We start from the raw sequence: 18,612 nt of genomic DNA on the forward strand, positions 1-18,612 counted from the left end.
GAGGCGGCGGCAAAGGGGTTCCCGTCGAGGCAGTAGGGTAGGGGAGTAGGGGAGTAGGTGAATAGGGAACGATTGATACGGTTCCCAATGTCCTACTGCCTTACCTTGAGCGCCTTGTAGACGGCAATGCCGGCGGCGAGATCCTCCAGGGCCGCGCCGACCGATTTGAACAGCGTGATCTCATCGGAGCTTTGCCGGCCCTTCTTCTGGCTGCGCGCCAGTTCGTGCAGGTCGGCGACGATGGCTTGCGACTTCAGCACGCCCGAGGCCAGCGGCTGGACGATGTCGCCCGCTTCCTTGGTGGCGCCGGCGCGGGTGTCGACATAGACGCGGGCGCGCGCAATCGCATCGTCGTCGCTTTCGCGCATATCAGGCGTAAAGCCGCCGACCAGATCGACATGGCTTCCCGGCCGCAAGAGCGCGCCCTTGATCAGCGGAGTGGTGGTGATGGTCGCTGAGGAGACGATATCGGCCTGGCTAAGTTCGGCGTCGAGATCGCTGGCGGCTTCCGCCGCGAAACCTTCGGCGCGCAATTGCGCCGCAACTTTTTCGGCATTGGCCGGCGTGCGGTTCCAGATGCGGATGGTTTTGATCGGCCGCACCGCCGAATGCGCCTTGGCCAGGAACGGCGACAGCGAGCCGGCGCCGACCACCAGCAGCCGCGAAGCGTCCTCGCGGGCCAGATAGGAACCGGCCAGCGCCGAGGCGCAGGCCGTGCGCCACTGCGTCAGCCGCTGGCCGTCGATCATGGCTTCGGGCTCGCCGGTGGCGCCGTCGAGCAAGAGGTAAAGCCCCATCACCGCGGGTTTGCCCACGGCGTTGTTGTCGGGCGACACCGTGACGATCTTGACGCCGATATGGCCGCCGGCCGACGTGCCGGCCGCATTGAAGTCGGTCCAGGCCGGCATCAAGAGCAGAGTCGAGGCCGCGCCGTCGGGGCGTTCGACCGTATGGTGATGCCTGACCGGTTGTACCGCTCCATCGCGAAAAGCCGCGCGCAGTGTCTCGACCAATCCGGGAAAGGTCAGCGCACGATCGACCTCGGCGGCCGAAATGGTCAGCATGAGAAGCTCCGCAGAGAGAACCGGCAGCCCGGCAGTTCAGTTCGTCGGCTTCGGCAGCGCCGGGCCTTGAGGCGCGACCGGAGCGCGGCTGACCGCCTGGCGCAGGTTCTCAGCCTCGACGCCGCGCTGGCGCGCCAGTTTGCGGTAACGGCCCTGCTTGACCCATGTCGCCAGGCTGCCGACGACCATGCCGATGGCGAGAGCCAGGAACAGGAAGATGAAAAGCGGCAGCGTCATTGTCAGCACCGGGTTGCCGGGGTTGAACGGGTCCAGGGTGAAGGCAACCGGATCGCGGTTGGCGACGGCCAGCGCAATCAGGATGACGGCCAGCGGCACGAAAACCACGATGAGCAAGAAACGATTGAACATGGAATTTCCTGTCGAAAGCGGGCTCTGCCGAAGGCCAGCCCCTACTGAAAAGGCCGGCATGTGCCCGCGCGGCGCTTATTTGCCGCCGTTCAGCCTTTCACGCAATTCCTTGCCGGTCTTGAAAAACGGCACCCATTTCTCCTCGACCTCGACGGATTCGCCGGTGCGCGGATTGCGGCCGGTGCGGGCGGGGCGGTTTTTCACCGAGAAAGCGCCGAAACCGCGCAGCTCGACCCGGTTGCCTTCGGCAAGCGCGTCGGTGATCTCGTCGAAAATCGCGCCGACTATGTTCTCAACGTCGCGCAGGAAGAGGTGCGGGTTGCGTGTGGCGATGATCTGCACAAGCTCGGATTTGATCATGAGAAGGCTCCCCGTGAAAACACTACCGTCAAAATTATGAGGATGATTTTATTTGCTTTTTTCACTCGTCTCAAGGGTGCCAGACGGAAACGAGACCGTCAAGAAACAAGCGGTCGGCACCAAGTTCGTGAATGATGTCGCCGCCATAGTCGGGCAGGCCGAGCGCACTGCCGATGGTTCGGGCCATCGCCTTCGAGAACAGGAAGCTGCCGCCTTCCGTATCCTTCCACTCCACCACCTCGAGCTTGGCGTCGACGCCCTTGGTTGCGAGCCAGCCGATCGCTTCGGTTTCGCCGCCGACCGCGTCGATCAATTTATTGGCGACAGCCTGCCTGCCGGTGAAGATCGACCCATCGGCCAGCGCCAGTGCCTCCGGCTTGGTCATGTTGCGGCGTTCGGCTACGATGCCGACGAACCAGTCGTAACTGTCGAGGATGAGCTTGCGGACCATGGCGCGTTCGTTGTCATTGGCCGGCTTGAAGGGCGACGGCGCGGCTTTCAACGGCGAGGATTTCACTTCCTCGAGCTTGATGCCGAGCTTATCCATGAGGCCGCTGACGTCCGGATACTGGATCAGCACGCCTATCGAGCCGACGATCGAGGACTTGCGCGCAACGATATGATCGGCCGCGGTGGCGATCATATAGCCCGCCGATGCGGCCAATGTCCCGACCTCGGCCACCACTGGCTTGTCGGCAGCCAGCTTACGCACTTCCTCGTAGATTGATTCACCCCCGACGGTGGTGCCGCCCGGTGAATCGATCGACAGGATCACAGCTTTCACCCTCGAGGATTGACGGATGGCTTCCAGCCGTTTGATCAGTTCGTCGTCTTCGGTGATGGTGCCCTCGATCTTGACCTTGGCGATATGGTCGACCGCCGTGCCAGTGAAGTCGTCACCGTAAATCCAGGTCGAAAGGGCAACCAACCCGGCCGCTGCGACAACAAGCGCTGAAACGCGCCAAAATGTCAGCTTGCGGCGCAAGCGGCGGCGGTCGATCAGGTCGTCGGCTCTCAATGCCATGGTCCAGCCTCATAGTCGGTGGGAGAGATGCTTTTAAAGCAACCATCCGCGCCCGGCTACCGATTCCTGACGCGCTTGCGCCAGAGACGACGTCTTCACGGTCGCGGGCCGGCATTTTCGGGAGACGTCAAGGCCAATCCACAGGCCCTAACGCTGTCCGCCCGTATCTGGTATGAAGTAAAAGTTGTGCCGGTTTCATTTTCGTTTGTACAACAGCAATCGTCACATTTTTGCGGTTTTCCTCCGCTTGTGCTTGCTTGAGGGCGTCGGCATCCCACCTATAGGGTGCTTGGCGGCAGGGGTTTAAAAGAAAGCAGTCATGTTAGCGCGACCGATCGAACCGACCAACACCGAGACGGAGTTGGCACCCCCGGCCGTAGGCCCGGCGCGGGCAAACGCCTTCGGCATTGCCCAGCGCCATTCACGCCGCGTCCGTGTCTTGAAGCTGGCGGTGCCGCTGGTCGCTGCCGTGATCGCGGTCGCTTTCCCGGTCTATTCGTATCTCGCGGCGCCTGTCTCGGTCCAGGTCCAAGCCGATGGCAGCGCCTTCGCCAATGGCAAGCTGGTGATGGCCAACCCCAAGCTCAACGGGTTCACCAAGCAGAAACTTCCCTATTCCATGACAGCCTTGCGCGCCATACAGGACGTGAGCAACCAAGGCATCATCGATCTGGAGGGCATCGACGCCAAGCTCCCGATCTCGGCCGACAATGTGGTGGCGGTCAATGCCTCGCACGGCATCTACAATCGCGACGGCAACACGATGAGCCTGACCAGCGATGTCACCATAACCACCACCGATGGCCTGGAAGCAAAGTTCAAATCGGCCTTTCTCGACATAGCCAAAGGCTCTATGAAGACGGATGACCCGGTCGACGTCAGCCGCGGCGGGTCGCGGATCACCGCAGATTCGATGTCGGTCCAGGACAACGGCAAGATCGTGGTTTTCGAGGACAGAGTGCGCGTCAACATCGACCCCGTCAGCTTGAAAGCGGCAGAGGCAAAGAGCGGAGAATCCCATGCGGCTCAGTAGTTCGATACAGCTCTTAGCCGCGGCTTCGGCCTTGTTGGGCCTGGGGCTGTTTCTGGGGATAGAGCCGTCCCTGGCACAGTCCAACACCACCAGCCAATTGTCCGGCCTCAAACTGTCCCGCGACAAGCCCATCCAGATCGAAAGCGACAAGCTCGAGGTCCGCCAGGCGGACAGCGTCGCCGTATTCACAGGCAATGTAAGCGTCGTCCAGGGGCCGACCGTGCTCAAGTCCGGCAAGATGACGGTCTACTACGTCAAGGATGCCGGTGCCGCCGGCAAGGGCACGGAGGCCGCAGGTGCCGCGATGACCGGCTCAGCTGACATCGACCGTCTGGAGGTCGACAACAAGGTCTATATAAAATCGGACGATCAGGTCGCCACCGGCGACCGCGGCAGCTTCGACATGAAGACGGAAGTGCTGGTGCTTTCAGGCAGCAAGGTCGTGCTCTCGCAAGGCGACAATGTGCTGGTCGGTTGCAAGCTCACCGTGCAGATGAAGAGCGGCCTGGCGCAGGTCGATCCCTGCAAGGGTGAGCGCGTCATAATGTCGATCGAACCGCCGGCGAAGCGCTGATGGTCGACGTAGCATCGCTGATGGCGCTTCTTCCGGGACGCGCCGCCAGCAAACTTGCGGCACCGGCCACGGTCACCGCCGATACGGCAAAGTTCAAGGGAACCCTAATCGCGAAGGGCCTGACCAAGAGCTACAAGGGCCGCAAAGTCGTCAGCGGCGTGACGATCGGCGTGCGCGCCGGCGAGGCGGTCGGGCTGCTCGGTCCCAACGGCGCCGGCAAGACGACCTGCTTCTACATGGTCACCGGCCTTGTGCCGGTCGACGAAGGCACAATCGAGATCGATGGTTTCGACGTCACCTCGATGCCGATGTACCGCCGCGCCCGCCTCGGCATCGGCTACCTTCCGCAGGAAGCGTCGATCTTTCGCGGTCTGAGCGTCGAGCAAAACATCCGTGCCGTGCTCGAAGTGGTCGAAAAGAGCCGCAAGGAGCGCGAGCGCAATCTCGACGAACTGCTCGAGGAGTTCCACATCAGCCATCTGCGCAAGGCCCCGTCGCTGTCGCTTTCCGGCGGCGAACGGCGGCGCCTCGAAATCGCACGCGCACTGGCGACCCGCCCCGCATACATGCTGCTCGACGAGCCTTTCGCCGGCATCGACCCGATCGCCGTCGCCGACATCCAGCAACTTGTGCGCCACCTGACGGCGCGGGGCATCGGCGTGCTCATCACCGATCACAACGTCCGTGAAACGCTCGGACTGATCGACCGCGCCTACATCATCCATGCGGGCCAGGTGCTGACCCATGGCCGGGCCGATGAAATTGTCGCAAACCCGGATGTGCGGCGGCTTTATCTCGGTGAGGGCTTTACACTCTGAGGTTGAGAATTCCTGTTCCAGAGCGATTTTTGGCGTGCAACAGGTCCTTTCCTGCGATTTTTCGTCCGAATAACGCACCGACAGGCGAGTTTTGATCGCCGTCGCCTTGACAAGCAAAAGCCGGGCCAGTTCTTATGCCCGACCGAGGAAAACTTTCCGGCAGTCTGGATGCGTAGACGGGGCGTTTGAAACCGAACCATGGCATTGGCGGCAAAACTACAGCTACGGCAGTCTCAGTCGCTGGTGATGACACCTCAGCTGATGCAGTCGATCCGCCTGCTGCAGTTCACCCATGTCGAGCTGGAACGCTTCATCGACGACGAGATCGAGCGCAATCCTCTGCTCGAACGCGCCGAGCCGCAGGACGATGCTGCCAGCGACCAGGCCCAGAAGATCGACGCCCCGCCGGAAACGGCGACCGGCGGCGACTGGTTCGAGACGGAAACGGCGTGGAGCGCCGAGGCGATCTCCGAAAAGCTCGATGCTTCGCTGGAAAATCTGTTCCCCGACGATCCCGGCACGAGCGAGCGGCTCGGTCCCGACCTGACGGCCCAGTGGAAATCGGCATCCGGCGGCGGTTCCATGTCCTCGTCCGACGGCTTCGACGTCGGAGACATGGCGGCGGCCGCCATCACGCTGCGCGAGCATGTCGGCGAACAGGTCGCGCTTGCCTTCACCGACCCGGCGGCACGCCTGATCGCCGGCGAACTTGCCGATGGCCTCGACGAGGCCGGCTATATGCGCGCCGACATGGCGGAAATCGCCGCCCGTCTCGGCACCGACAGAGCGGCGGTGATGAATGCGCTCGCGATCTGCCAGGCCTTCGAGCCCGCCGGCATCTTTGCCCGCGACCTCGCCGAATGTCTGTCGCTACAGCTTGCCGTCCGCGACCGCCTCGATCCGGCAATGAAGGCCTTGATCGCCAATCTCGAACTCCTGGCGCGGCGCGACTTCCAGACCCTGAAACGGATTTGTGGGGTCGACGAGGAGGATTTGCTCGACATGCTGGCCGAGATACGCGCGCTCGATCCGCGCCCGGGGATGGCGTTTTCGGGCGGTGCCAGCGACGCCATCATCGCCGATGTCGAAGTGCGGGCGGCCAATGACGGGAGCTGGGTGGTCGAACTCAACGCCGAAACGCTGCCGCGCGTTCTGGTCGATCATATCTATTTCGCCCAGGTGTCACCGCATGCGAAGAACCAGGCGGAAAAGGACTTCCTGGCGGAATGCCTGCAGAACGCCAACTGGCTGACGCGCAGCCTCGACCAGCGGGCGAAGACCATCCTCAAGGTCGCCTCGGAAATCGTGCGCCAGCAGGATGCTTTCCTCGTCCATGGCGTGCGCCACCTGAAGCCGCTCAACCTGCGCATGGTGGCCGACGCCATTGGCATGCACGAATCGACCGTCAGCCGGGTCACCGCGAACAAATACATGCTGACGCCACGCGGCGTGTTCGAGCTGCGCTATTTCTTCACCGCCTCGATCGCTTCGTCGGGCGGCGGCGACGCGCATTCGTCGGAAGCCGTGCGCGATCGCATCAAGCAGTTGATCGACGAGGAGAAGCCCGTCGACGTGCTTTCCGACGACGCGATTGTGGACATGTTGCGGGAAAACGGCGTCGATATCGCCAGGCGCACTGTCGCCAAGTACCGGGAGAGCATGAATATTCCCTCGTCAGTGCAGCGGCGGCGTGAAAAACGCGCCTTGGCCAGCGCCGGGCGCTGATCTCCGCGGAATTTCGACAGCCTCATCGCTTCATTGACAAGCCGTAACGAAGTGGCTAGAAGCCCGCCCGCATGAGACGGGCTGCTGCCCGCATGCGGATGGTCCGCCACGACGTTGGCCACGGGACGGTCAAAAAGGCGGCTTGTGATCAACCGGAAAGTTCGGATTTAAAATCGGCGCAAGTGACGCCGCAAAGCTTGTGCGCACAGACCACGGGTATAAACTCGGGACAGTTTGAAGCCTGAGCAAGGAAGGTCAGTTTTCAGATGACACTGCGCATATCGGGAAAACACATGGACATCGGCGATGCGTTCCGTACGCGCATCAACGAGCGTGTCGGGGAAGTGATCGGGAAATATTTCGATCGGGGCTTTTCGGGGCAAATCGTAGTCGTCAAATCGGGGTCGCGCTACACGGCCGATTGCATGATCCGGCTGGATTCCGGCGCTTCGTTGCAGGCAACCGGTGAGGCCCAGGACCCGACGCTCGCTTTCGAGGCCGCGGCGGATCGCCTCGAAACCCGCCTTCGGCGCTACAAGCGTCGGCTGAAGTCGCATAATTCAGGCAATGCCAACGGCGAACCCACCGACGTCGCCTATACGGTGATGGCGCCGCTTGCCGACGATGATGAGGACATACCGGAGAATTTCGCGCCGGCCATCGTCGCCGAATCAACCATGACGCTGCGGACCATGTCAGTGGCGTCAGCCGTGATCGAACTCGATGCCAAGGACAGCCCCGTCCTCGTCTTCCGCAACGCCGGGAACGAGCACCTCAACATCGTCTATCGCCGGCCGGATGGAAATATCGGCTGGATTGACCCGTCTACGACCAAAGTCGCGCAGGGATGACGGCCAAAGCCGGACTGGGACAAGAAACCAGCCGCACGCGAGAGCGGGGGCTGGCGACGGCAGGCGAACAAGGGATTTCAAGTATGGATCTGAGCGATCTTATCAACGTTCCGGCGATTTTGCCGGCGTTGAAAGCGAACTCCAAGAAGCAACTGCTGCAAATGCTGTCCGAAAGGGCGGCGGCGATTTCCGGCATTCCGGAACGGGAGGTGTTCGACACCATCCTGCAGCGCGAGCGGCTGGGCTCGACCGGTGTCGGCAACGGCATCGCCATCCCGCACGGCAAGCTGGCCGGAGTCAAGCGGATCGCCGGGGTTTTCGCCCGGCTGGAGACGCCGGTCGATTTCGAGGCGCTGGACGACCAGCCGGTCGATCTGGTGTTCCTGCTTTTGGCGCCCGAAGGCGCCGGCGCCGACCACCTCAAGGCGCTGTCGCGCATTGCGCGGGTGCTGCGCGACGCCGACACGGTGGCCAAGATCAGGGGCACCCGCGACGCCGCCGCAATCCACGCGCTTCTATCGGACACGCAGGCCTCACACGCGGCTTGAGCTTTCTTGATTGGATCCATCGAAGTGCCGCCGTGGGCGGCCCTGTCCGTTTCCAACCAGATCGATGCGCCGGCAATTAGTGGATGGCGACAGGCGTAAGATCGTTTTCCAGGGCGCCTGCCAGCGCCCGGTCACGTGCGTCAGAAAGCAGGATCGGCTGGCCATTGGCGGCAAACAGCGCCCACAGTTCCAGGCCGGGCGCGATTTCGCCAAGGCCCGGGAAACGGCCACGCAGATCGTCGCTCGACACTTTCCTGAGATAGGCGACCGAGCCTTCGCCGAGATGGGCGAATTCGCCACTGGTCATGATGAGATTTTCGTCAGTTCTGGTCATTTCAAGCCTCCTTGGCGCGAGGACGCCGCTCAAGGCCGCCTCGCATGAGAGCCATCGGCAAAAATCAGTCTTTCACCGATATGTTTATTTTCCGTACCAGCCGTTCGGACTCGGGCCGATCGAGATCGATCGACAAAAGGCCGTTCTTCAGCTCCGCCGCGATCACCCGCATGCCGTCGGCCAGCACGAAACAGCGCTGGAACTGGCGTGCGGCGATACCGCGATGAAGAAATTCGCGCTCGGTGTCGTCGTTCTGACGGCCGCGCACGACCAACTGATTCTCCTCCGTGGTCACATCGAGATCGTTTTCCGCGAAACCGGCGACAGCGAGCGTGATTCGCAACCTTTCGGTCTTGCCGTCGGCACCGCTGAGGCGCTCGATGTTGTAGGGAGGGTAGCTGTCACCCGACTTCGCCAGACGCTCCAAGGTCTTTTCCATGGCATCGAAGCCCAGGAGAAGCGGGCTGGAAAAAGGCGTCATTCGGCTCATGTTACACTGTCCTCTCAAGAGCGACATAAAGTGGAAAAACCCGGATGGCATTTTTCCCGATGGCCTTGATATGGTCCGCCTCGCGGTCAAGTTCAAGCCATCGAAAGCCCCGCCCAAAAAGACTCCCAAACAAGGAATTGAAATGCCCCAATCCCGCAAGATCATCATCGACACGGATCCCGGTCAGGATGATGCCGTCGCCATATTGCTGGCGCTCGGCAGCGCCGAGTTGGAGATCGTCGGCATGACCGCAGTTGCCGGCAACGTGCCGCTGAAGCTCACCGAAAAGAACGCACGCAAGATCTGCGAACTGGCCGGCAGGCCCGATATCAAGGTCTATTCCGGCGCCATCCGGCCGCTGGCTCGCGAACTGGTCACCGCCGAGGAAGTGCATGGCGAGACCGGCCTAAACGGGCCGCAATTGCCCGAACCGACAATGAAGCTGCAGGATCAGTACGCGGTCGATTTCATCGTCGAGACGCTGATGAAGGAAGAGAGCGGCGCGATCACGCTCTGCGCGCTCGGGCCGCTCACCAACATCGCGCTGGCGCTGATCCGCGAGCCGAAGATCGCGCCGCGCATCAAGGAAATCGTACTGATGGGCGGTGGCTTCTTCGAAGGCGGCAATGTCACCCCGACCGCTGAATTCAACATCTATGTCGACCCGCATGCCGCCAATGTCGTGTTCAAATCCGGCATCCCGATCGTCATGATGCCGCTCGACGTCACCCACAAGGCGCTGACCACGGCCAAGCGCACCCAAGCCTTCCGCAAGCTCGGCACCAGGGTCGGCACGGCCACGGCGGAGATGCTGGAATTCTTCGAGCGCTTCGACGAGGAGAAATACGGCACCGACGGCGGACCGCTGCACGACCCCTGCGTCATCGCCTATCTGTTGAAGCCGGAGCTGTTCAGCGGTCGCAACTGCAACGTCACCGTGGAAACCGCCTCAGAGCTTACCATGGGCATGACCGTGATCGACTGGTGGGGCGTGACCAAGCGGCCGAAGAACGCCATGGTGATGCGCGACATCGACCATGATGCGTTTTTCGCGCTGCTGCTGGAACGGCTGGGACGGCTATGAAAGCTCCCTTCTACCCCGTTCACGGGGAGAAGATCCCGGCAGGGGGACGAGAGCAGGGCATCCGCTTGCAACCCGGGAGCCGCCCTCACCCGGCGCGCTGCGCGACCACCCTCTCCCCGTAACGGGGCGAGGGACGAGGCGTCGGCCGCTCATTCTGGAAACCGGTAAAAGATCGAACCGTTGTCGCGCGTGACGCGCTCTATGGTTGTACGCGCGCCGATCAGATGCGGGCGCTCGTCCCTGATGAGAACGGGACCGTTCTCGATAGAGACCAGATAGATGCCGACACTTCTGACCATTGCGTCGATGGTGTCGACCGACCGGATCGGTTATTCGTCCACTTGAACGGATCGAGGGCCAACATCGCCGCAAAAAGAGCAACGATCAGGATCACGCCGATCGCGTGCCTTTTCACATCGGCAAAAGTCCATGGCACCGGCGTGAATCCCCAACCGTCGATTCATGTGGTGAGGAGAAGGCCGACTTTCAATCGGCCTTATCCTGCCAGATATTGCTGTTCGCGTCTTGGCTCTCGGCAGCCGTCACTTCGCCTTTGAAAACGCCAGCCACAGGCCGCCGCCGACCAGAAAGCTGCCGCTGATCCGCGACAGGAGCTTGACGCGGCCGGCCGACAGCAGGCGTCCGGCGCGGCCAGCGGCCAGCGCGTAGGTCGAATCCGACACGGCGGCGAAGATCATGGCGGTGAGACCCATGACGCCGATCTGCAGCGCGTAGTTGCCTTCAGGGGCGATGAACTGCGGAAAGAAGGCGCCGAAGAACACCAGCGTCTTGGGATTGCTGACCGCTACCAGCAGGCCCTGCAGGAAAAAGCCGCCGCGCGGTGTTTTCGCCGATCCGTCGGCGTTCAGCTTTCCCTTGGAGCGGAACATCTGCACGCCCATCCAGATCAGATAGGCGGCGCCGATCAGCCTGACCCATTCGAACCAGTGGCCCATGCCCGCGATCAGCGAGGTCAATCCGATGCCGACGATGGCGATCATGATCGCCAGCCCGGCCTGGGTGCCGGCGACGTTGGCGAGGCCGGCGCGGGAGCCATGGCGGATGCTGTTGGCGATGATCAGCGTGACCGTCGGTCCAGGCACCAGGATAATGACGATGCAGGCAACGACATAGGTAGCGTAGAGTTCCAGCGACATGGTTTTCCTCGACAGTATGCGGCTTGCGATGCGGCCGACGGTGATCAATGCATGACAGCAACGCCGGTGCAAGCCGGCAGCCTATGTCGCTGGCAGCCTTGATCTGGATTAGGCTCCGGCCTGCCACGGCAGCGTCGTCTCATAGGCCGCCGCCGCCTTCAGCACGGCCATGTCACCGCGCGGCCGCCCGATCAATTGCATGCCCGTCGGCCTGCCTGTGGCATCGAAGCCTGCCGGGACGTTGACCGCCGGGCAGCCAGCCAGCGTGGCGAACGCTGAAACCTGCATCCAGCGGTGGTAGCTGTCCATGGCCCGGCCTGCCACTTCCCTTGGCCAGTGGGTGACGACATCGAAGGGAAAGACCTGAGTGGTCGGCAACGCGACGAGATCGAAACGGTCGAAGAGCGACAGCAGCGTTCGATGCCAGGCTGAGCGCCTCACCGTGGCGGCGTGAATCTGCGGCGCGGTGAGGCGCAGCGCATGTTCCACCTCCCACACGGCCTCCGGCTTTAGAAGACTGCGTTTCAGGGGATCGTCGTAATGTGCCTTGAGCGCGCAGCCGCTGCTTGCCTGGCGCAGCGTCACAAAGTCCTGCCACAGCGCTTCGAAGTCGAAAGCCGGCACCAGTGATTCGGTCTGAAAGGATGCGTCCGCAAGCCGGCCGAGAGCGGCCTCGCAAAGATCAAGGACACCTGTTTCAACCGGCAGATGGCCGCCAAGATCGCCGAACCAGGCGATGCGGCCGCCGGCCGCCGGCGTTTCCAGCCCTTGGAGGAACGAGCCTTGCTTGTGATGGGAGAGCGGCGCGCGAGGGTCGTAGCCGGCCTGCTCATCGAGCAGCAGCGCCATGTCGCGCACGCTGCGACCCATTGGCCCTTCGACGCCCATCTGCGCGTGAAAGACGTCGAGGTCGGGGCCGGCGGGGACAAGTCCCTGGGACGGACGGAAGCCATAGACATTGTTGTAGGCGGCCGGGTTGCGCAGCGAGCCGCCAAAATCGCTGCCGTCGGCCATGGGAAGCAGGTCGAGCGCCAGCGCGACCGCCGCGCCGCCGCTCGAACCGCCGGCGGTCAAGGCCGGGTCGAACGCGTTGAGCGTCGGGCCGAACACGGTGTTGTAGGTGTTGGAGCCAAGCCCGAATTCGGGAACGTTGGTCTTGCCGATGATGATGGCTCCGGCCTTGCGGATGCGTTCGACGAAGAAATCATCCTCCTGCGGCACGAAATCGGCGAAGATCGGTGAGCCGAAGCTGGTTCTGAGGCCCTTGGTCTGCGCAAGATCCTTGATGGCGATCGGCAGGCCGAACAGAGATCCGGCATGTCCTGCATGCGCCAGCTGCGAGTCCGCCTTGTCGGCTTCGTCCAGGATATCGGCACGGTCTCGCAGCGAGACGATGGCGTTGACCAGCGGGTTAACCGCCTCGATCCGGTCGAGGAATGCCGTCACCACCTCGCGCACGGAAAGCTGCCGGCGCCGGATCGCGTCGGCAAGCTCCACGGCGGACCGGCGGCAGATATCGCCGGCGGGCGGCACGGCGTGTTTCGTGGCAGGGCGCATGGCTCTCACCTAACTGGCGGATTGTTGTAGCGCCGCGTCAACTTCCTTCGCCAGCGGGATAGCCGGCTGGGCGCCGGGCTTCAGGCAGGCGAGCGAACCGGCGGCTGTGGCACGGGCGAGCGCCTCTTCGAGCGGCAGGCCGGATGACAGCCCGGCGGCGAAATAGCCGCAAAACGTGTCGCCGGCGCCGACCGTGTCGACAGGCGTGATCTTCAGCGCCGGAACCATCAGAAGATCGGCTGGCGTGGCGGCCAGAACGCCGTCACCGCCGAGCGTGACGACGATTGTGCGGCCGGTCTTCCCCGCGTAATCGCGCATCCGCGCCTGGCGATCGCGGCCGCTCAGCGACAGCGCCTCGCCATAGAGGTCGAATTCGGTTTCGTTGGCGACGACATAGTCGGCCTTGCCGAGGAAGGCCGCCGCCTCGCCGCGGAACGGAGCCGTGTTGAGCACGGTGACCGCGCCCGCCGTCCGTGCCGCTTCCAGTGCTGCGTCGACGGTCTGCAGCGGGATTTCCTGCTGCAGGAGCACGACATCGCCCTTCTTCATAAACGCCTTGGAAAGGTCGCCTGTCACGACCGAATCATTGGCGCCCGGCACCACGGCAATGACGTTCTCGCCGTCGTCAGCGACCATGATCAACGCCGTGCCGGTCGAGGCGAAGGTTTCACCGACCCCGGACAGGTCGATCTTGCCCTCTCTTAACAGGGCCAGCGCGTCCGCCGCGAAGTTGTCCTTGCCGACCGCGCCGACCATGCGCACCTTGGCGCCGGCGCGCGTGGCGGCCAGCGCCTGGTTGGCGCCCTTGCCGCCAGGCGCAGTGGTGAAGCCGGAGCCCCGAACCGTCTCGCCCGGTGCGGGCAAGCGGTCGACATTGGCGATAAGGTCGAGGTTGATCGAGCCGATGACGATGATCAAGGAATACCTCCTGCTGATTTGGCGGGAAGCTACTCCGTAAGGCCGCCGCTTGCCAGACCGCGCGAGATGAACCCGCGCGCTGCTGGCCCGAACCTATGGAAGCATAATCAGGACCCGACCTGTCCCGCTTCCCAGCCAAGGATGGCGCGTTTGCGGGTCAGGCCCCAGTGGTAGCCTGTGAGCGCGCCGGACTTGCCGAGAGCCCGATGGCACGGCACCACGAAGGACATCGGATTGGCGCCGACCGCGGCACCCACCGCCCGGCTGGCGCTCGGCGCGCCGATGCGGGCAGCGATCGAGGAATAGGTGCAGGCCTTGCCCATCGGGATGCGCAGCAGAGCCTCCCAGACGCGGACCTGGAAATCTGTGCCGATCATGACGACGCGCAGCGGCTGGTCGGCGCGCCACAGTGCCGGATCGAAGATACGCGCGGCATAGGGCGCCGTCGCTGCCATGTCCTCGACATAGGTTGCGTTCGGCCAGCGGCCGGACATATCGGCGAGCGCCGCGCGCTCGCCGCCGGCATCGCTGAAGGCGAGGCCGGCAAGCCCACGGTCGGTGGCCATGATCAAGGCGATGCCGAAGGGCGAAATATGATAGCCGTAGCGGATCGTCAGTCCGGCGCCGCGCGTCTTGTAGTCGCCCGGCGACATCGCCTCGTGGGTGACGAAAAGGTCGTGCAATCGGCCGGGGCCCGACATGCCGACCTCGAAAGAAGCCTCGAGCAGCGGCATGCCGGAATCGAGCAGTTTGCGCGCATGGTCGAGCGTGACCGCCTGGAGGAAGGCCTTGGGCGACAGGCCGGCCCAGCGGGTGAAGAGCTTCTGCAGGCCGGTCGGCGTCTCGCCGACTGCCTCGGCCAGGACCTCAAGCGAGGGCTGGTCGCGGTAATCGAGGCTGATCTTCTCGATGGCGTGACGGACGATTTCGTAGTCGTTGCCTTCGGGCGTGATGTCTTTTTCCAGAATAGCTGTCTGTGCGTTCATAGACTGTCTCCTTGACCGTGAATATCGTCCTTCATGCCTCCGGTCACCACCCGAAACTTGCCTTCTCGGTGCATATACCCGGTAGAGGCCGGCCTTGGGAAAGAGCGATCATGGCTGGCGAAAAGGATGCATCTCACCAAGGAGAAAGAGGCGCTGCTGATTACTGTCTACGCGCTGGAGAGCCGGTTGGCTGCCGAGAGACCCATTTCGCGGGTGAGGCACCGGCTCGACGCCGAATGGACTGGTTCGCGGACGTGTATGGGACTTAACGCGCCTTCGCGGTCGCCAGTGCCCTTGAAAAGGCTGACGCAAAACTCTCGCGGTCGTCGGGATTGAGGAAGCCGCCGATGGGCACATTCTGGCCTTGTGCTTCAACCACCATCCCGGTGATGCCGATCTCGGCGTGGCGTGCGACCGAAAATCGCGCCCAGAACGGATTGAAGCGATGCGCTTCCGACCTGCCGGAGGGTGCGGTCTTGCGGATGTCGAGGCTGGTGCGCGAGACTGACACTTCCTCGCGGGCGCGAGCGGCGCGATAATTGGCGCGGAAGGCGATGTAGACGGCAATCACGTCGAGGCCGAGAAAGCCGAATACCGGCCAGGCGCCGCGCGACAGGAAAAACGCTCCGGTGACCGACCAGCCGAACAGGAGAGCGCCCATCAGGATGGCAAAGCCGGTTTTGCCCAGCGACCGATGCGGTGTCAGCAACGCCTGGAAAATTGGCTCGTCGGCCTGAAATGAGGCGTTTGTGTCGCTCATGGCGGGGTATTATAGGAAGGCTGATGACGAGCCCCAAGCCCAAAAATTCCTCCGCACTCAAAAATGAATTGCTGCCAGGCCGACGTGATGGCTCAAATGCCAGGCCGCGTGGCCGGCCGGTGCGGTCCCATTCGCTCTACAGCCCGGCCGAGGTGCACGAGATTTTCCGACGCTTTTCGGTTCAGCGGCCCGAACCGAAGGGCGAGCTCGAACATGTCAGTGCCTTCACGCTGCTGGTGGCGGTGGTGCTTTCGGCGCAGGCGACCGATGCAGGTGTCAACAAGGCGACTCGGGCGCTGTTCAAGGTCGCCGACACGCCGCAAAAGATGCTGGCGCTCGGCGAGGCCAAGGTCGGCGATTACATCCGCACTATCGGGCTTTGGCGCAACAAGGCCAAGAACGTCATCGCGCTGTCGGAAGCGCTGATCCGCGACCATGGCGGCGAGGTGCCTGACGACCGCGACCAACTGGTCAAGCTGCCGGGCGTCGGCCGCAAGACCGCCAATGTCGTGCTCAACATGGCCTTCGACCAGCACACGATGGCGGTCGACACGCACATCTTGCGCATCGGCAACCGGCTCGGGCTGGCGCCCGGCAAGACGCCGGAACAGGTCGAGCAGGGGCTGTTGAGGATCATCCCGGACGAATATATGCGCCATGCCCATCATTGGCTGATCCTGCATGGGCGCTATGTCTGCAAGGCGCGCAAGCCGGATTGTCCGGCCTGCGTCATCGCCGATATCTGCAAGGCCGGGGAGAAGACGACCGATGTGCCGCCGCCGCTGGTCGAGATCGCGCCGCTCGGGCCGGCGGAGGAAATTCAGTAGCCACGCGCCATCGCCGCTGCAAAGACCGGTATCAGCAGGAAGATGAATGCTTCGGCTCGGACATAGGTTCGAACGGATGCAAGTTCCGCCGCCGGCACCTGGAAGCCGGGGCTGGCCGTGGCCTGCCTGTTCCAGGACACGAAGCGGACGGTCGGGATGATCGACAGCAGGCCGACGATGGCGAAAGTCGCGATCTTTGCCCAGAATACCCAGTTGTAGACATAGAATTCCCAGCCCTTCAGGCCATAGATGACGCGGCCGATGCCGACGATGATGATCAGCATGGCGAAGATGCCGTAGTGGCGATCGATGCCGACAATCCGCCGGAGCGTCGCGGCGGGCAGATCGCCGCGGATCAGGACGAATTCGGCGCCGATGATGCCTGCCAGTGAAAACACCAGCAGATGATGAAAGACGGCAAGCACAAGATCGGTGGTCTCCATGCCCTTTTCCCTCCGTCGGACGGCACAGCGGACGTGCTGAATCAGCTGCTGGTGAAAAGTAGCACTGCTGGGCAGGATTCATATTGGGCTGGAAGATAATCTGCACAGCCTTTGGCTCTTGTTTAGCGCAGGCGATTTTGATCTCTGTCCTTCGCATGTCGTTTCCCAAACCGCCGAGCACGCCCGGGTCAAGCCAAGGGCAGGCTTCTTGGGCGACATGCGTTAGGCACAGGCAATGCAACCGAGGCATGATCCATGGATAATCCGCAGGCGGTCGTCGCTTCCGTCATCGAAACGCCGCGCACCATCCTGCGGCCGCACCAACTCGATGATTTCGATGCCTATGTCGCCATGTGGGCCGATCCGGTCGTCACCCGCTTCATCGGCGGCAAGCCGCGCACGCGAGAGGAAAGCTGGATGCGCTTCCTGCGTCATGCCGGCCTGTGGTCGCTGCTGGGCTACGGCTTCTGGGCGATCGAGGACAAGGCAACAGGCCGCTTCATCGGCGAGGCCGGCTTTCACGACCTGAGGCGCGACATGGTGCCGTCGATCGAAGGCGTTCCGGAAGCCGGTTGGGCACTGGTCTCGAGCGCGCATGGCCAAGGCTTCGCCAGCGAAGTCGTCGGACGGGTTCTCGCCTGGGGCGACGAGGCATTCGAACGCGCAAGGACCGTCTGCATTATCGCTCCGGAAAACACCGCTTCACTGAACGTCGCGGCAAAGTGCGGCTACAGGGAAGTGTTGCGGACCACTTATCACGACGATGCGACGATCATGCTGGAACGGCAACCTTGAGGGTGCTGCTGTCTGCCGTCCTGTGGTTCCGGTCAGGCCGAACCGAGGCTTTCTGGGCCTTCCGCTTCGGCACCGGCTTGGCGGGCCGCCTGGTCGAGCATGGAGGCGTCTTCGCCGAAAGCGCGGGTGGCGCGCGCGGCAGCCTCGAGCAGCGGACTTTTCATGCGCTGGAGAAAGGCCGCGTCGACGCGCGTGCTCGGGCCGGACAGCGTCAATGCACCGAGCAAGGCGCGTCCCGGTCCGAATACCGGTGCCGAAACGCCCGCCGTCTCGGGGTCGCGATCGCCGACCGACAAACAATGATAGGTCTTGCGGATCGTCTCGTAAGGCTCGCCCTGCTGACCGGAAAACGCGGCAAGCACGCGGCCGCCGGAGCCGGCCAGCAAAGGCAGCACGTCGCCTTCCTGGATCGTGTAGCGGATGGGATGCTTGGACTCGACGCGGTAGAGACAGGTTCGCACGTCACCCGACCGGACATAGAAAGCGACGCTTTCCCAGCTTCGGTCGCCGAGATCGCGCATGATCGGCAGCAGGATGTCGACCGCCACGACCGAACGCTGGTATAGGGCGCCCAGCCGGAAGGTGGCAGGGCCGACGCGATAGCGGCCATCGTCGAGACGCTCCAGCAACTGCCCGCGCAGCAACGAGTTCGCCAGCCTCAGGATCGTGCTCTTGTAGAGGCCGGTCCGCGCCGCGATTTCGGCGAGGCTGAGCGACCGGTCGGCGGTGGCGAAAGCATCGAGGATGGCGACCGCGCGGTCGAGCGCGGCAACGCCGCCGGCCGAGACAGGCTTGGATTGTGTTGCGGTCGTCTGTTTGACCACGTCGTTCTGTTCCCACTTGGACAGAAGGGCCATCGAATAATTGTGCCGCACGCGGACAGTTCTGTCCAGTA

At 63.1% G+C, this 18,612-nt stretch carries 23 protein-coding genes; 9 read left to right on the forward strand and 14 right to left on the reverse strand.

Annotation, left to right across the window (positions count from 1 at the left end):
* Positions 1 to 92: 92 nt before the first annotated feature.
* The 4 genes from lhpI to sppA form a co-directional block, all read right to left on the reverse strand.
* Complete coding sequence (lhpI, locus tag AC0NID_RS10740; protein ID WP_473455376.1) at positions 93 to 1,064, reverse strand: bifunctional Delta(1)-pyrroline-2-carboxylate/Delta(1)-piperideine-2-carboxylate reductase; 972 nt, start codon at positions 1,062 to 1,064, stop codon at positions 93 to 95.
* Between the two features lie 36 nt (positions 1,065 to 1,100).
* Positions 1,101 to 1,433, reverse strand: coding sequence for a DUF1049 domain-containing protein (locus AC0NID_RS10745; protein WP_292161739.1), 333 nt, complete (start codon positions 1,431 to 1,433; stop codon positions 1,101 to 1,103).
* Between the two features lie 75 nt (positions 1,434 to 1,508).
* Positions 1,509 to 1,793 (reverse strand): integration host factor subunit beta, encoded by a 285-nt coding sequence (locus tag AC0NID_RS10750; protein ID WP_006200394.1) that lies wholly within the window; start codon positions 1,791 to 1,793, stop codon positions 1,509 to 1,511.
* 70 nt (positions 1,794 to 1,863) lie between these two features.
* Positions 1,864 to 2,817 (reverse strand): signal peptide peptidase SppA, encoded by a 954-nt coding sequence (gene sppA, locus AC0NID_RS10755; protein WP_473455375.1) that lies wholly within the window; start codon positions 2,815 to 2,817, stop codon positions 1,864 to 1,866.
* Between the two features lie 319 nt (positions 2,818 to 3,136).
* Here sppA and lptC point away from each other — a divergent pair, with 319 nt between their 5' ends.
* From lptC to ptsN, 6 genes are all read left to right on the forward strand, one after another.
* Complete coding sequence (gene lptC, locus AC0NID_RS10760; protein WP_473455374.1) at positions 3,137 to 3,850, forward strand: LPS export ABC transporter periplasmic protein LptC; 714 nt, start codon at positions 3,137 to 3,139, stop codon at positions 3,848 to 3,850.
* A complete protein-coding gene (locus AC0NID_RS10765) occupies positions 3,837 to 4,424 on the forward strand; it encodes an LptA/OstA family protein (protein ID WP_473455373.1) in 588 nt (195 codons plus the stop codon). The genes lptC and AC0NID_RS10765 overlap by 14 nt, the downstream gene beginning before the upstream one ends.
* Complete coding sequence (gene lptB / locus AC0NID_RS10770; protein WP_473455372.1) at positions 4,424 to 5,242, forward strand: LPS export ABC transporter ATP-binding protein; 819 nt, start codon at positions 4,424 to 4,426, stop codon at positions 5,240 to 5,242. Before AC0NID_RS10765 ends, lptB begins: the two co-directional genes overlap by 1 nt.
* Positions 5,243 to 5,440: 198 nt before the next feature.
* Positions 5,441 to 6,967 (forward strand): RNA polymerase factor sigma-54, encoded by a 1,527-nt coding sequence (gene rpoN, locus AC0NID_RS10775; protein ID WP_473455371.1) that lies wholly within the window; start codon positions 5,441 to 5,443, stop codon positions 6,965 to 6,967.
* Between the two features lie 266 nt (positions 6,968 to 7,233).
* Positions 7,234 to 7,818 (forward strand): ribosome hibernation-promoting factor, HPF/YfiA family, encoded by a 585-nt coding sequence (gene hpf / locus AC0NID_RS10780; RefSeq protein WP_145718383.1) that lies wholly within the window; start codon positions 7,234 to 7,236, stop codon positions 7,816 to 7,818.
* Positions 7,819 to 7,901: 83 nt separating this feature from the next.
* Positions 7,902 to 8,366 (forward strand): PTS IIA-like nitrogen regulatory protein PtsN, encoded by a 465-nt coding sequence (gene ptsN / locus AC0NID_RS10785; protein ID WP_095488401.1) that lies wholly within the window; start codon positions 7,902 to 7,904, stop codon positions 8,364 to 8,366.
* Positions 8,367 to 8,442: 76 nt separating this feature from the next.
* Here the strand turns inward: ptsN and AC0NID_RS10790 are convergent, their stop codons facing one another.
* Both AC0NID_RS10790 and AC0NID_RS10795 read right to left on the reverse strand, forming a co-directional pair.
* Complete coding sequence (locus AC0NID_RS10790; RefSeq protein WP_258122204.1) at positions 8,443 to 8,700, reverse strand: BQ00720 family protein; 258 nt, start codon at positions 8,698 to 8,700, stop codon at positions 8,443 to 8,445.
* A 64-nt stretch (positions 8,701 to 8,764) separates the two neighbouring features.
* Complete coding sequence (locus AC0NID_RS10795; RefSeq protein ID WP_145718386.1) at positions 8,765 to 9,190, reverse strand: Hsp20 family protein; 426 nt, start codon at positions 9,188 to 9,190, stop codon at positions 8,765 to 8,767.
* Positions 9,191 to 9,332: 142 nt separating this feature from the next.
* On the opposite strand from AC0NID_RS10795, the gene AC0NID_RS10800 reads away from it, so the two are divergent.
* Complete coding sequence (locus AC0NID_RS10800) at positions 9,333 to 10,274, forward strand: nucleoside hydrolase (protein ID WP_473455370.1); 942 nt, start codon at positions 9,333 to 9,335, stop codon at positions 10,272 to 10,274.
* A 149-nt stretch (positions 10,275 to 10,423) separates the two neighbouring features.
* On the opposite strand, the gene AC0NID_RS10805 is transcribed toward AC0NID_RS10800, so the two are convergent.
* From AC0NID_RS10805 to AC0NID_RS10830, 6 genes are all read right to left on the reverse strand, one after another.
* Positions 10,424 to 10,573 carry a hypothetical protein gene (locus AC0NID_RS10805; protein WP_473455369.1) on the reverse strand — a complete coding sequence of 50 codons (150 nt, stop codon included), beginning with the start codon at positions 10,571 to 10,573 and terminating at the stop codon, positions 10,424 to 10,426.
* 243 nt (positions 10,574 to 10,816) lie between these two features.
* Positions 10,817 to 11,431: a LysE family translocator gene (locus AC0NID_RS10810; RefSeq protein WP_473455368.1), complete on the reverse strand. Its 615-nt coding sequence runs from the start codon at positions 11,429 to 11,431 to the stop codon at positions 10,817 to 10,819.
* A gap of 108 nt (positions 11,432 to 11,539) precedes the next feature.
* On the reverse strand, positions 11,540 to 12,988 hold the full coding sequence (locus tag AC0NID_RS10815) for an amidase (protein WP_473455366.1): 1,449 nt from the start codon (positions 12,986 to 12,988) through the stop codon (positions 11,540 to 11,542).
* Between the two features lie 9 nt (positions 12,989 to 12,997).
* Positions 12,998 to 13,906, reverse strand: coding sequence for a ribokinase (locus AC0NID_RS10820; RefSeq protein WP_473455365.1), 909 nt, complete (start codon positions 13,904 to 13,906; stop codon positions 12,998 to 13,000).
* Positions 13,907 to 14,013: 107 nt separating this feature from the next.
* The gene (locus AC0NID_RS10825) at positions 14,014 to 14,892 is read right to left on the reverse strand and encodes a methylated-DNA--[protein]-cysteine S-methyltransferase (RefSeq protein ID WP_473455364.1); all 879 of its coding nucleotides are present in this window, start codon (positions 14,890 to 14,892) and stop codon (positions 14,014 to 14,016) included.
* 265 nt (positions 14,893 to 15,157) lie between these two features.
* Positions 15,158 to 15,652 (reverse strand): DUF2244 domain-containing protein, encoded by a 495-nt coding sequence (locus AC0NID_RS10830; protein ID WP_473455363.1) that lies wholly within the window; start codon positions 15,650 to 15,652, stop codon positions 15,158 to 15,160.
* 23 nt (positions 15,653 to 15,675) lie between these two features.
* On the opposite strand from AC0NID_RS10830, the gene nth reads away from it, so the two are divergent.
* Positions 15,676 to 16,479 (forward strand): endonuclease III, encoded by an 804-nt coding sequence (nth, locus tag AC0NID_RS10835; protein WP_473455362.1) that lies wholly within the window; start codon positions 15,676 to 15,678, stop codon positions 16,477 to 16,479.
* Here nth and AC0NID_RS10840 read toward each other — a convergent pair.
* Positions 16,473 to 16,922 (reverse strand): DUF2214 family protein, encoded by a 450-nt coding sequence (locus tag AC0NID_RS10840; protein ID WP_473455361.1) that lies wholly within the window; start codon positions 16,920 to 16,922, stop codon positions 16,473 to 16,475. The genes nth and AC0NID_RS10840 overlap by 7 nt on opposite strands.
* Before the next feature lie 255 nt (positions 16,923 to 17,177).
* On the opposite strand from AC0NID_RS10840, the gene AC0NID_RS10845 reads away from it, so the two are divergent.
* Positions 17,178 to 17,717 carry a GNAT family N-acetyltransferase gene (locus AC0NID_RS10845; RefSeq protein WP_473455360.1) on the forward strand — a complete coding sequence of 180 codons (540 nt, stop codon included), beginning with the start codon at positions 17,178 to 17,180 and terminating at the stop codon, positions 17,715 to 17,717.
* Between the two features lie 32 nt (positions 17,718 to 17,749).
* Here the strand turns inward: AC0NID_RS10845 and AC0NID_RS10850 are convergent, their stop codons facing one another.
* A complete protein-coding gene (locus AC0NID_RS10850; protein WP_474033432.1) occupies positions 17,750 to 18,574 on the reverse strand; it encodes an IclR family transcriptional regulator in 825 nt (274 codons plus the stop codon).
* Between the last annotated feature and the right edge of the window lie 38 nt (positions 18,575 to 18,612).

The organism is Mesorhizobium sp. WSM4821, from assembly GCF_055901555.1.